At 74.0% G+C, this 12,446-nt stretch carries 10 protein-coding genes; 2 read left to right on the forward strand and 8 right to left on the reverse strand.

The features are described 5' to 3' along the window. Positions 1 to 15: 15 nt before the first annotated feature. Positions 16 to 579: a TetR/AcrR family transcriptional regulator gene (locus BN6_RS37780; protein ID WP_015105140.1), complete on the reverse strand. Its 564-nt coding sequence runs from the start codon at positions 577 to 579 to the stop codon at positions 16 to 18. Between the two features lie 64 nt (positions 580 to 643). Between BN6_RS37780 and BN6_RS37785 the strand changes: the two genes are divergently transcribed. Then, positions 644 to 1,204, forward strand: coding sequence for a dihydrofolate reductase family protein (locus tag BN6_RS37785; RefSeq protein WP_015105141.1), 561 nt, complete (start codon positions 644 to 646; stop codon positions 1,202 to 1,204). Positions 1,205 to 1,276: 72 nt separating this feature from the next. Here BN6_RS37785 and BN6_RS37790 read toward each other — a convergent pair whose 3' ends face one another. From BN6_RS37790 to BN6_RS37800, 4 genes are all read right to left on the reverse strand, one after another. After that, positions 1,277 to 4,573, reverse strand: a complete 3,297-nt coding sequence (locus BN6_RS37790) for an error-prone DNA polymerase (RefSeq protein WP_015105142.1) — start codon at positions 4,571 to 4,573, stop codon at positions 1,277 to 1,279. Position 4,574: 1 nt separating this feature from the next. Continuing rightward, a complete protein-coding gene (locus tag BN6_RS47550; protein ID WP_015105143.1) occupies positions 4,575 to 4,736 on the reverse strand; it encodes a hypothetical protein in 162 nt (53 codons plus the stop codon). Continuing rightward, complete coding sequence (locus tag BN6_RS37795; RefSeq protein ID WP_015105144.1) at positions 4,736 to 6,310, reverse strand: DNA polymerase Y family protein; 1,575 nt, start codon at positions 6,308 to 6,310, stop codon at positions 4,736 to 4,738. Before BN6_RS37795 ends, BN6_RS47550 begins: the two co-directional genes overlap by 1 nt. A 463-nt stretch (positions 6,311 to 6,773) precedes the next feature. Continuing rightward, a complete protein-coding gene (locus BN6_RS37800; protein ID WP_015105145.1) occupies positions 6,774 to 7,448 on the reverse strand; it encodes a hypothetical protein in 675 nt (224 codons plus the stop codon). A 480-nt stretch (positions 7,449 to 7,928) separates the two neighbouring features. Here BN6_RS37800 and BN6_RS37805 point away from each other — a divergent pair, with 480 nt between their 5' ends. Continuing rightward, positions 7,929 to 8,507, forward strand: a complete 579-nt coding sequence (locus tag BN6_RS37805) for a hypothetical protein (RefSeq protein ID WP_041315514.1) — start codon at positions 7,929 to 7,931, stop codon at positions 8,505 to 8,507. A 45-nt stretch (positions 8,508 to 8,552) separates the two neighbouring features. Here BN6_RS37805 and purH read toward each other — a convergent pair whose 3' ends face one another. The 3 genes from purH to BN6_RS37820 are packed head-to-tail and all read right to left on the reverse strand — an operon-like array spanning position 8,553 to position 12,356. Continuing rightward, positions 8,553 to 10,136, reverse strand: a complete 1,584-nt coding sequence (gene purH, locus BN6_RS37810) for a bifunctional phosphoribosylaminoimidazolecarboxamide formyltransferase/IMP cyclohydrolase (RefSeq protein ID WP_015105147.1) — start codon at positions 10,134 to 10,136, stop codon at positions 8,553 to 8,555. Then, positions 10,133 to 10,768, reverse strand: coding sequence for a phosphoribosylglycinamide formyltransferase (purN, locus tag BN6_RS37815; protein ID WP_051075880.1), 636 nt, complete (start codon positions 10,766 to 10,768; stop codon positions 10,133 to 10,135). Before purN ends, purH begins: the two co-directional genes overlap by 4 nt. Before the next feature lie 34 nt (positions 10,769 to 10,802). Next, positions 10,803 to 12,356: a cell division protein PerM gene (locus BN6_RS37820; protein ID WP_015105149.1), complete on the reverse strand. Its 1,554-nt coding sequence runs from the start codon at positions 12,354 to 12,356 to the stop codon at positions 10,803 to 10,805. Between the last annotated feature and the right edge of the window lie 90 nt (positions 12,357 to 12,446).

The raw sequence follows: 12,446 nt of genomic DNA on the forward strand, positions 1-12,446 counted from the left end.
TCGATGGCCAGGGGGCTACAGCCGGTCGACCAGGGCGGTGATCAGGTCGTCCAGGGTGTCCGGCGGCAGCACGTCGGGCAGGGTCAGGTGTTCGACCACCAGGCCGGTCATCGCCAGGTAGAGCCCGACGACGGTCGTCCGGTCGCCCGGTAGGCCGAGGTCCACGTGGTAGCGGACGTTCTCCTCCAGGTTGCGGGTGATCGTGGCGGTGAGGGCCGCCCTCAGCTCGGGCCGCCGGGTGGCCTCCAGGCGCAGTTCGAGCAGGGCCAGGTAGCCCGCGCGGTCGTGTGCGAGCCGGGCCAGGATGTCCTTCATCAGCTCGGTGACCAGCGCCTTGTCGCGGTCTGCCCGCAGGATCACGGCGAGTCGGTCGGGGTCGGGCTGGAGCCGGACGTGGAGGTGCTCGCCGGCCTGGCGCAGCAGGTCGTCCCGGTTGGCGAAGTAGTTCGACGCGGTGCCGGCCGGCACCGCCGCCTCGGCGTCGACGGCGCGGAAGGTCAACCCCCGCGCGCCCTCGCGCGCCAACACCTCGATCGCGGCGTCCACGAGCGCTGTCCGCCGGGCCTGGTTCCTGACCATCGGTCCTCCTTGACAACCACTACGGCCAGAGTACTACAGTCGGAGTGGTTAAGAGAGGAAACACATGCGAAAGCTGACCTACCTGGTAGCGACCACCCTCGACGGCTTCATCGCCGCACCCGACGGCGGCTTCGGCGACTTCCTGTTCGAGGGCGACCACATGGCGGCCCTGATCGAGCAGCAACCGGACACCGTCCCCACGCAGATGCGGGAACCGCTCGGCATCACCGGGCCCAACAAGAGCTTCGACACGGTGCTGATGGGCCGGTCCACCTACCAGGTCCCGGGTGGCCTGCCCAGCCCGTACGCGCACCTGCGCCAGTACGTCGTGTCCAGCACGCTGAGCGACACGCCGGCCGACGTCGAGGTGGTGTCCGGCGACGTGCTCGCGAAGGTCCGCGAGCTCAAGGCGGAGGACGGGCTGGACATCTGGCTGTGCGGCGGCGGCAAGCTGGCCGCCGCCCTGCTCCCGGAGATCGACCGCCTGGTGCTCAAGGTTCACCCGGTCGTGCTGGGACGCGGCATCCCGCTGTTCGACGGCGAGTTCCCGGCGGCGCGGTTCGCCCTGGTGGAGACGCAGGCGTTCAGCACCGGCGTGGTCTTCTCGACCTTCACGAAGTCGTAGCGGGCGGCCACCGCCCGTCGCCGGTGCGCAGGCCGCGCCGGTCGGCGCGGCCTGCGGGCGGCCTGCGCGCGGTCAGCGGAAGTCGCGGGAGCGGGAGGGGATCCGGATCGACAGCGGTTGCAGGCGTTCGGCTCGCAGGCTGATCACGCCCTCCGCCTTCTCCAGCACGCCGCGGATCAGCAGCGCCGGGCTCGACCGGGCGATCCGGCGGTACCGGACCCACAGGCCGGCGGTGCACACCACGTTGACCATGCCGGTCTCGTCCTCGATGTTCAGGAACGTGACGCCGCCCGCGGTCGCCGGGCGCTGGCGGTGCGTCACGGCCCCGCCGACCAGCACCCGGGCCCGGTCCGGCACGTCCGCCAGCGCCGCCGTGGTCAGCGCGCCCAGGCCGGTCAGGTGCTCCCGGACGAACTGGGTCGGGAAGCTGTCCGGGGACAGGTTCATCGCCCACACGTCGGCCACCGCGAGTTCCACCTCGTCCATCCCGGGCAGCGGCGGGGCCTCGGTGCCCGCCACCGTGCCCGGCAGCCGGTCCGGGCGGATGCCCGCGATCGCGCCCGCCGCCCACAGCGCCGACCGCCGGTCCAGGTCGAAGCACCCGAACGCGCCCGCGGTGGCCAGGGCCTCGGCCTGCGCGGCGGTCAGCCGGACCCGCCCGCCGAGGTCCGCCATGTCCCGGTACGGCCCGGCCCGGCGCTGCTCGACGATCGATTCGGCCAACCGCTGCCCCACCGTGCGCACCCCGGCCAGGCCGATCCGGACGGCCTGCTCGCCGTCGACGCGCTCCAGCGTGGCGTGCGGGAGGCCGGCGTTCACGTCCGGGCCGAGCACCCGGACGCCGTGCCGCCGGGCGTCCGCGACCAGCGACTGCGGCGAGTAGAACCCCATCGGCTGCGCCCGCAGCAGCGCCGCGCAGAACGCCGCCGGGTGGTAGAGCTTGAACCACGCGCTGACGAACACCAGGTGCGCGAAGCTCAGCGCGTGGCTCTCCGGGAAGCCGAAGTTGGCGAACGCCAGCAGCTTCGCGTAGATCCGCCCGGACAGCTCCTCGTCCAGGCCGTTGGCCTTGGCACCCTGGTAGAACCGCTCACGCAGGCGTTCCATCCGGTGCGTGGAGCGCTTCGCGCCCATCGCCCGGCGCAGTTCGTCCGCCTCGGCCGGGGTGAAGTCCGCGACGTCCACGGCGATCTGCATCAGCTGCTCCTGGAACAGCGGCACGCCCAGCGTCTTCTCCAAGGCGTTGGCCAGCAGCGGGTGGTCGTGCTGCCACGACTCGACCTTGTTGCGGCGGCGGATGTAGGGGTGCACCGAGCCGCCCTGGATCGGGCCCGGCCGGATCAGCGCCACCTCGACCACCAGGTCGTAGAACGTCCGGGGCTTGAGCCGGGGCAGGGTGGCCATCTGGGCGCGGCTCTCGACCTGGAACACGCCGACGGAATCGGCGCGCTGCAACATCTCGTAGACCTTCTCGTCGCCCAGGTCCAGCGCGCCCAGGTCGACCTCGACGCCCTCGTGCTCGCGCACCAGGTCGATCGCGTAGTGCAGCGCCGAGAGCATCCCCAGGCCCAGCAGGTCGAACTTCACCAGGCCGATGGACGCGCAGTCGTCCTTGTCCCACTGCAGCACCGTGCGGTCGGCCATCCGGCCGCGCTCCACCGGGCACACCTCGCTCACCGGGCGGTCGCAGATCACCATCCCGCCGGAGTGGATGCCCAGGTGGCGCGGGAAGTTCTCCAGCTGCGCGGCCAGGTCCAGCACCGGACCGGGAATGCCGCCACCCTCCACGGTGGACCGCAGCGGGCCCCAGCGGTCGATCTGCCCGCTCCACGCGTCCTGCTGCCCGGCCGAGTAGCCCAACGCCCTGGCCACGTCCCGGATCGCCGACCGACCGCGGTAGCTGATGACGTTCGCGACCTGCGCGGCGTGCCGGCGGCCGTACTTGCGGTAGACGTACTGGATCGCCTCCTCGCGGCGGTCGGACTCGATGTCCAGGTCGATGTCCGGCGGGCCGTCCCGGGCCGGGGCGAGGAAGCGCTCGAAGAGCAGGTCGAAGCGGACCGCGTCGACGTTGGTGATGCCCAGGGCGTAGCAGACCGCCGAGTTCGCCGCCGAACCCCGGCCCTGGCACAGGATGTCGTTCTCCCGGCAGAACCGCACGATGTCGTGCACCACCAGGAAGTAGCCCGGGAAACCCAGCTCCTCGATGATCCGCAGCTCGTGCTCCACCTGCCGGTACGCCTTGGGGTTCGCCTCCGGCGGGCCGTAGCGGCGGACCGCGCCCGCGAGGGTGAGCGCGCGCAGGTGGCTGTTCTCGTCCTCGCCCGCCGGCACGTCGAACGGCGGCAGCTCGGGCGCGATCAGCTTCAGGTCGAACTGGCACTGCAACCCCAGCACGGCCGCGCGGTGCACCGCGCCGGGGAACCGGGCGAACCGGCGCGCCATCTCCTCCCCCGACCGCAGGCACGCGGTGCGCCCCGGCGGCAGCCAGCCCGCGATCTCGTCCAGGCTGCGCCGCGCCCGCACGGCCGCCATCGCCGCCGCCAGCCGGCCGCGCGCGGGCACCGCGTAGTGCACGGCGTTCGTCGCCACGGTCGGCAGCCCCAGCTCGTGCGCCATCGCCCACAGCAGGTCGTTGCGCGGCCCGTCCTCGGGGTAGCCGTGGTCGGTGAGCTCGACGAACACCCGGTCCGCGCCGTAGAGCCCGATCAGCCGGCGCAGCTGCCCGAACGCCGCCTCGGGGCCCTCCTCCGCCAGCGCCCGCCGCACCGCGCCCTTGCGGCACCCGGTGAGCACGACGCACTCGTCCCGGGTGTCCGCGACGACCTCGTCCAGCGAGTACACCGGCCGGCCCTTCTCGCCGCCCTCCGCGAGCTGGCCGGTGGTGATGGTGCGGCACAGCGCGTGGTAGCCGGCCGTGCCGGTCGCCAGCAGCAGGAGGTGCTCGCCCTCCGGGTCCGCGACACCGTTCTGCGGCGCGGACAGCCCCAGGCTCAGCTCGGTGCCGAACACCGTCCGCACGCCCAGCTCCTTGGCCGCCTCGGCGAACCGGACCACGCCGTACATGCCGTCGTGGTCGGTGATCGCGATGCCGTCGAGGCCGAGCTGCTGCGCCGCCTCCACCAGCTCCTCGGGGTGGCTCGCGCCGTCCAGGAAGCTGAAGTTGGAGTGGCAGTGCAGCTCCACGTACGGCACCCGGGACCGGGTCGCGCCCAGCTCGTCGACCTTGACCGCGAAGTCCGGCGGGGCCTCGTAGCGCTCCCGCCGGCGCGTCCACCCCGGGCCGTCACCGCCGTCGGGCCGCTGGGGCTCGCCGGACAGCGCGCGTTCCAGCTCCGACCAGCGCACCGGCGGGTTGTTCCAGCCCACCTCAGAACAGCTCGTCCGGCGCCCGGCGCGGCAGCGGGACCAGCGGCGGCGTCCAGCCGAAGCTGCCCGGGTAGGCCGGTTCGCCCACCTCGGCCAAGCCGGGCTCGCTGCCGTACAGCCAGTCCGCCAGGCCCTGGTAGTCGTCGGAGAAGTCTCCGGACATCAGTCGTACACCCCTTCCACCGCCCACTTCCCGCCCACGCGGATCAGCAGGAACGCCAGTTCTTCCCCGTCCGGCCCGGCACCCAGCACCTGGAGCCGGGCCGCGCGCACCGCGTGCTCTCCGTCCCACCACCGCTCGTCCACCGGCCACGGCCCGGCCCAGGCCACGACCGCGCGCGCCCGTCCGCCGTGCACGATCCGGTGGGGGCGCACGACGAGCTCGGCGTAGCCGGTGACCACGACGTCACCGCCCGCCTCGTCCACCAGCGTCACGGGTTCGGGGGAGGCGAAGACAGTGGCCGGTGCCGGCGCGGGCAGCCGGCCCGGCCACGGCCGGCCCGGATCGGTCTCCGGCACGCGCTCGTCACCCCACGGCACCAGCCGGATCCGCTCCACCGGGCCCCGGCCGCCCTGCGGCACCGGGGTGAGCACGGCCTCCGGCCCGAGCAGGCCCTGCACGTGCACCATCGCGCGGGCGGCCCGTTCGGCGGCCTCGCCCTGGTCCTGCCCCGCGCCCGGCCAGAGCCCCAGCTGGAGCGCGTCGGCGTCGACGATCTCCTCCGGGTCGAGCTGGAGCAGGTGCAGGCCCGAGGTGAGCCGCTCGCGGGTCAGCCAGCCGTCGAGCTGCCAGCGCACCCGGTCCGCGATGCCTTGCGGCGTCAGGGGATCCGCGCACCGCCAGACCCGGCGCAACCGCTCGCCGGTCTCGGTGACGGCCTGGATGCCGAGCCGGGTGCAGGCCAGGCCGCGGTCGGCCAGCACCCGGTGCAGGCGTTCGGCGAGGGCCTTCGCGGCGAACGCGGCGGCGTCGACCCGCTCGACCGGCGGGTCCAGCTCCTGGGTCACCGACAGCTCGGCCGGCGGCCGGCGGCGGACCCGCGGCCGTTCCACCACGCCCGCCGCCAACCGGTGCGCCAGCACGGCGGACCGGCCGAACCGGCCGGCCACGTCGCGTTCCGGGACGGCGGCGAACGCGCCCAGCGTGCGCAGGCCGAGCCGGCGCAGCAGGTCGACCAGCTCGGCGCGGTCCGCGCGCTGCTCGGCGGCCGGGTCCAGCTCCCGGATGTCCAGCGGGGCCAGGAAGTCCGCCGTGCCACCGGGCGGCACGACCAGGCCGCGGTGCGCGGCGATGGTGGCGGCGAACAGGCCGTCCGCGAGGCCGACCTGGACTTCGACGCCGGCGTGCCCGGCGACGTGGTCGACGAGCCGCTCCGCCGCCCGCTCCGCCGACCCGTAGTAGCCGACCGGTCCCTGCGCGGCGACCGTGACCAGCCCCGGGCGGACCACCTCGATGCCCGGCGCGAGTTCCTCGACGGCGGCGGCGACCGGCTCGAACAGCCGGGCGTCGCGGACGTCGTCGTGCTCGAAGACCACGAGGTCGGGGCACTGGCCCTGGGCGGCGCGCTTGCGCTGACCGCGCCGCACGCCCTCCGCGCGGGCCACCGCCGAGCACGCCACCACCTCGTTCGCCCGGACCACCGCGGCCGGCACGTGCGGCGGCAACGCGGCCTCGGCCGCCGCCGCCACCACCGGCCAGTCCGGGCACCACACGGCGAGCGTGTACACGGCCGTCACCTCGTTCCTCTGGTCAGACCGCCGGGACGCCACGGGACCAACTGCGGGACGGAATCCGGGTGCAGGGCCCGGACCCACGAGAAGAAGGCGGACACCACACGGCACAGCACCGCGCGAGCGGGCACCGCGCGAACGGGCACCGCGTGGTCGTCTGGCGAGCACGGCCGGGACGACGGCACGCCAGGGCCGCCGCTGTGGTCCGGAAACCCCGGCACAGCGCGGAAGTCGGCGGATCCCGGGTGGGTGAGCGGCATCCCGCCATCGCCGGAGTCGGACGACGCGGTCAACGCCCCGCCGGCGCAGGCGATGGCCGAAGCCATCGGTACCCCGCCGGCGCAGGCGGTGACCGAAGCCGTCGGCAACCCGCACGCCCGAGAGGTCGGCGAAGTCGTCGGCGACCCGCCGGCGCGAGGAGTGTCCGACGTGGTCGGTGGCCTGTCCTCGCGAGGGGTGGGCGGCGTGGTCAGCATCCCGCCACCGCCTGGACCGGGCGGAGGACCGGACGCGGCGCGGGGGACGGCCGGCCCGGCAGGGGCAGGGTCGTCGTCCTCTCCCGTGCGGCAGCGCCGCGTCCGGTGGCGTGCACGGTCACCGTGCGGTCGGCCAGCAGCCCGTGACCCCGGGCCAGGCCGTGCCACGGGCCGAAAGTCGCCCTCAGTTCGACATCCGCCCCCGGCCACGGGCCGCCGAACGGCAGCAGGACCGCTTTGCGGTGCCGGGCACGGGCGGAGAGCTTGCGCGCGGTCGCCGGTGTCACCGGGGTGGCCAGTGACACCACGTCGAAACCGTCCAGCAGCGCCGCGACGGTCCGTTCGACCTCGCTCCGGTCCCTCCCCGGACGAGGGACCAGAGCGAGGCGGTGGACGGCCACCCCCAACTCGGCCGCCGCGAGTGCCCCACACCGCGGCAGGCCGGCAACGGCCGCCCAACACCCTTCCGCTGTCGCCTGGGCCATCAGCGTGAGCAGCAACGATGTCGATTCGCGCACCAACACCGTGCTGCCCCGCCGCAGGCCGCCCCACGGGAGGACGTCCGCCAGTTCCCCGCGAACCGGCAGGACCTGAGGTTGTGCCATGGCCGACTCGCCGGCCGCGCCTACCCCGAGCGCGACCAACGTCGCCGTTGCCGACCTGGACACCAACCCTCCTCCCACGAATCCGCGCGCACCCCTGTGCGCGGACCGCCGTGGGAAGCCGGCGACCTGTCCGTCGAACAAACGTTCGAACGAATGAGGTGATCCTATCCCCTCCGGACCACCCGGTGTCAATGGCCACGACCGGGTGACTGGCACACTGCTCGGCGCAGCTTCCGGCAACGCGCGGGGGGAACCGTGAACGCACCGCACAACCAGCCGAACCAGCCGAACCAGCCGGGCTTCGGGCAGACCCCTCCACCGGGCTACGGACCGCCCCCCGGGCAACCCGGCTACGGGCCACCGCCTCCCGGACAGCCCGGATACGGTCCGCCCCAAGGGTTCCCGGGCCAACCCGGACAACCCGGAGCCGGTCAACACAGTCCCGGCCAGCACGGTCCCGGCCAACCCGGACCGGGGCAGCCCGGCGGGTACGGCCCGCAGCCGCCGAAGAAGAAGCGGACCGGCCTGATCGTCGGCCTGGCGGTGGGGGCCGTCGTGCTGGTGGTGGCCGGCGTGTTCGGCAAGCTGTACCTGGACTACAGCAAGGAACCCGGCGGCGGCCCCGGCGAGCAGCCGATCGCCCGGTGCGAGCTCAGCGCGGAGCTGAGGTCACAGGCGCACGTCAGCAGCTTCCGGCTCGTCCAAGCCCCGCACGAGGGCGAGAAGGGCCTCAAGCAGACCCACTGCGCGTGGGAGCAGACCAAGGGCAAGGACGGGCGCAACCCGCGCGTGCTCAGCTTCCTGGTCTACGACTTCGACAAGTTCTCCGACAAGCCGGACCGCAACCTGGAGCAGGCCAGGAACAACTACTCCGGCTTCAACTCCTACGCGTCCGGGCAGCAGGCCAAGCCGGTGCCGGGCCTGGGCGACGAGGCGATCCTGGTCGCGCCGTCCCAGAAGGCCGACCTGACCGAGGTGAACCTGTTGGTGCGCAAGGGCGCGGTGGTCTGGAACATCCGCTACTCGGGGCACGACAAGGGTTTCTTCAGCGACGCCGAGTTCCCGATCGAGGACGCCGAAGCCGTCGTCCGCAAGACCGGCGAAGAGGTCACCAAGCGCTGACCCGGTGGTGGGGCTCCCCGAGAGGACCGGAGAGCCCCACGGTCGTCAGTGCGCGAAGTGCCGCGTGCCGGTCAGGTACACGGTCGCGCCCGCCGCCTCGGCCGCCGCGATGACCTCCGCGTCCCGCACCGAGCCGCCGGGCTGCACGACGGCCCGCACACCGGCCGCCAGCAGCACCTCCAGCCCGTCCGGGAACGGGAAGAACGCGTCCGACGCGGCCACCGCGCCGCGCGCCCGGTCACCGGCCCGCGCGACCGCGAGCCGCGCCGCGTCCACCCGGTTGACCTGGCCCATGCCGGCCCCGACGGTGGCGCCGCCGGCCGCCAGCAGGATCGCGTTCGACTTCACCGCGCGGCACGCCCGCCACGCGAACGCCAGGTCCGCCAGGCCCTCGGCGTCCAGCGCGGCACCGCAGGCCAGGGTCCAGTTCGCCGGGTCGTCGCCCTCGGCCTCGATGGTGTCCACGGTCTGCAGCAGCAGCCCGCCGGAGACCGCGCGCGTCTCCACGCCGCCCCGGGCCGGCTCGTCGGCGACCAGGATCCGCACGTTCTTCTTGCGCGTCAGCACGTCCAGCGCGCCGTCGGCGTAGGCCGGGGCGATGATCACCTCGGTGAAGATCTCCGCGACCTGCTCGGCCAGCTCCACGGTCACCTCGCGGTTGGCCGCGATCACCCCGCCGAACGCCGACACCGGGTCGCACGCGTGCGCGTTGCGGTGCGCGTCCGCGATCGCACCCGGACCCTCCACAGAGGACACCGCGATGCCGCACGGGTTGGCGTGCTTGATGATCGCCACGCACGGCAGCTCGTGGTCCCACGCCGCGCGCCACGCCGCGTCTGAGTCCACGAAGTTGTTGTAGGACATCTCCTTGCCGTGCAGCTGCCGCGCGGTGGCCAGCCCGGTCCGCCCGTCGCCCCGCGTGTAGAGCGCGGCCTTCTGGTGCGGGTTCTCGCCGTAGCGCAGCACCTGCTTGCGGTTCCAGGTCGCGCCGACCCAGCCGGGGAAGCCGGAGCCCTCGTCGTCCGGGGCGAGCGCGCTGCCCATCCAGGACGCCACGGCCACGTCGTAGGACGCGGTGTGCCGGAACGCCGACGCCGCCAGCGACTGCCGGTCGGCCAGGGTGAACCCGCCGGCCGCGACCTGCTCCAGCACCCAGCCGTAGCGCTCCGGGTCGACCACGACGGCCACGCTCGCGTGGTTCTTGGCCGACGCGCGCACCATCGCCGGCCCGCCGATGTCGATCTGCTCGACGCACTCGTCCGGCGACGCGCCCGACGCCACGGTCCGGACGAACGGGTACAGGTTGACCACCAGCAGGTCGAACGGGGCGATCCCCAGCTCCGCCAGCTTGGCCACGTGCTCGGGCCGCCGGGTGTCGGCCAGCAGGCCCGCGTGCACGCCGGGGTGCAGCGTCTTGACCCGGCCGTCGAGCACCTCCGGGAACCCGGTCACGTCCTCCACCGCGGTCACCGGCACGCCGGCGTCGGCCAGCGCCTTCGCGGTGCCGCCGGTGGAGACGATCTCGACTCCGGCCGCGTGCAGGCCGGTGGCCAGTTCCAGCAGCCCCGACTTGTCGGAGACCCCGATCAGGGCCCGACGAACCGGTCGCCTCTCGGCAGGAGTGGTCACGGGATGCTCACCTTTCGTCCGTTCACGGTGCAGCCCTCGCGGGCCAGTCGGGCGACCACGTCCACCAGCAGCCGCCGCTCCACCACCTTGATGCGCTCGTGCAGGCTGTCGGCGTCGTCACCGTCGCCGACGACGATCGCCTCCTGGGCCAGGATCGGCCCGGTGTCCACGCCGCCGTCCACCAGGTGCACGGTCGCGCCGCTGACCTTGACGCCGTAGTCGACGGCGTCGCGCACGCCGTGCGCGCCCGGGAAGGCGGGCAGCAGCGCGGGGTGGGTGTTGATCATCCGGCCGCCGAAGCGGGCCAGGAAGGCGGGTCCGAGGATCTTCATGAACCCGGCGGAGACCACCAGGTCGGGTTCGTGCGCGGCGACCGCGTCGGTCAGCGCGGCGTCCCAGGCGTCCCGGGACGCGTGGTCGCGCAGCTTCACCGCGAAGCCGGGCACGCCGGCGCGCTCGGCACGGGCCAGACCTTCGACGCCGGCCCGGTCCGCGCCGACCGCCACCACCTCGACGGGGTAGCCGGGATCGGCGGCGGCGTCCAGCAGCGCCTGCAAGAGGGTGCCGGAGCCGGAGATCAGGACGACGACCCGCGCGGGCGTCGGAAGCCGGAGTGTGGTCGCGGCGCTCAGCGTGCTTCTCCTTGCTGGGGACTGTTACAGCAGCTCAGGAGAGCCTAGGCGGTGCCTGGTCGCGCTTGTCGGCCAGGTCCTGGTCGTCGTCCCGGTCACCCTCCGCAGCGGGCTCGGTGTCGTCGTCATCGTCGGCCTCTTCGGCTTCCGCTTCGACCTCGTCCAGCTCGTCGCGGTACTCGGCGTCGTCCTCTTCGTCCTCGAACTCCTCGTCGTCGAAGTCCTCGTCGAAGTCCTCGTCGTCCACGTCATCCTCGACGTCGGCGGCGTCATCGGGATCGTCGGAGTCCTCGGCCTCGTAGGCGTCCTCGTCGTACTCGCCCTCGTCGTCGTGGCCCTCTTCGGCGTCCTCGGCCTCTTCGACACCGCCAACACTCCCGGGACCGGCGTCGTCGGTCACGGGCTCGGGCACCGGCCGGGCACCGGCGAACCAGGCCACCACCCCGCCCGGCAGCACGATCCAGCCGAACGTGAGCACCGCGAGCAGACCGGCCGGGACGGTCACCGGGTTGAACGCGCCGTTGCCCAGGCTGCCGCCCGCGATCGCGGCCAGCAGCAGCGCGCCCACCGCGCCGGTCACCGCCGCCACCAGCACCGCCCGCAGCCGGGCGCGCGGCGTCTCGGCCGCGTCGCGCAGCGACAACCCCACCAGCACGCCGATCGCGCCGGGCAGGACCAGCACCAGCGGCAGGAACGCCGTCTGCTCCTCGGGCAGCGCGGCCAGCAGCGGCACCGCCGGCACCGGGCCGCCGGTGAACGCGGTCGGCGCGATGGTCACCGCACCGATGGACAGCCCGGAGCCGGCCACGTAGGACAGCGCGCCGACCACCGCGTTCGGCAGGTAGGCCAGGCACATCAGCCAGATCCCGAGCCCGGTGCCGAGGGTGCCGCCCGCCTGGTCGAACAGCTCGCTGGTCACCGACCAGGACACGACCAGCCCGAACGCCAGCAGCGCCGCGCCCGCCGCGGTCAGCGCGGACAGCGCCATCGCACCCGCCCGCAGCCCGCGCCGGGCCACCGGGTCGATCCGCTCGAAGACCACCTCGACCAGGCCGCAGCGCTGCGCCACACCCGCCACCGCCGCGACCCCGGACACCGCCGCGCAGCCGAAGAACGCCACCGCGGGCGTCGCCCGGACCACGCCGTCGTCACCCATCAGGAACGCCACCACGCCGCCGACCACCGCGTGCGCGCCGGCGATGCTGAGCACCACACCGCGCGCCTGCAACGGCTCGAACAGCCCCAACCGGTCCGCCGCACCCGCCGCGGCCCGGGAGACCAGCAGCATCAGCAGCACGGTCGGCAGCAGCGGCAGGACGCCCAACTGCCCGCCGTCGAACCGCAGCGGCACGTGGTGGGCGACCAGCCACGCGGGCGCGGACGCGGACAGCACCCCGGTGGTGGAGAACTGGGCGTGCGCCGCCGTGGACGAGACCAGGGCGAGCAGGGCCGCGACGGCGGCGTAGCTGACCACCACGGAGCCGGCTGCCGTCATGGCGAGCACCCGGGCCCGTTCGGCGCGGGAGAACTCGGGCGGGCGCACGGAGTCCGTCACGGCACCGTGCGAAGACGTTTGCAGCACCGGCATCTTTCCACTGTCTCAGGGGGGCTCGGCCGTTCGGGTGAGGCACGCCGCGCACGCGAAGAGGGGTGGTGCCGACAGGTCGGCACCACCCCT

Source organism: Saccharothrix espanaensis DSM 44229 (assembly GCF_000328705.1).
Classification (GTDB): domain Bacteria; phylum Actinomycetota; class Actinomycetes; order Mycobacteriales; family Pseudonocardiaceae; genus Actinosynnema; species Actinosynnema espanaense.

Excerpts from the sequence above, each read along its gene's own strand:
- BN6_RS37820 (WP_015105149.1), bottom strand. The coding sequence starts at position 12,356 with ATGCCGGTGCTGCAAACGTCTTCGCACGGTGCCGTGACGGACTCCGTG.
- BN6_RS37780 (WP_015105140.1), bottom strand. The coding sequence starts at position 579 with ATGGTCAGGAACCAGGCCCGGCGGACAGCGCTCGTGGACGCCGCGATC.
- BN6_RS37785 (WP_015105141.1), top strand. The coding sequence starts at position 644 with ATGCGAAAGCTGACCTACCTGGTAGCGACCACCCTCGACGGCTTCATC.
- BN6_RS47550 (WP_015105143.1), bottom strand. The coding sequence starts at position 4,736 with ATGTCCGGAGACTTCTCCGACGACTACCAGGGCCTGGCGGACTGGCTG.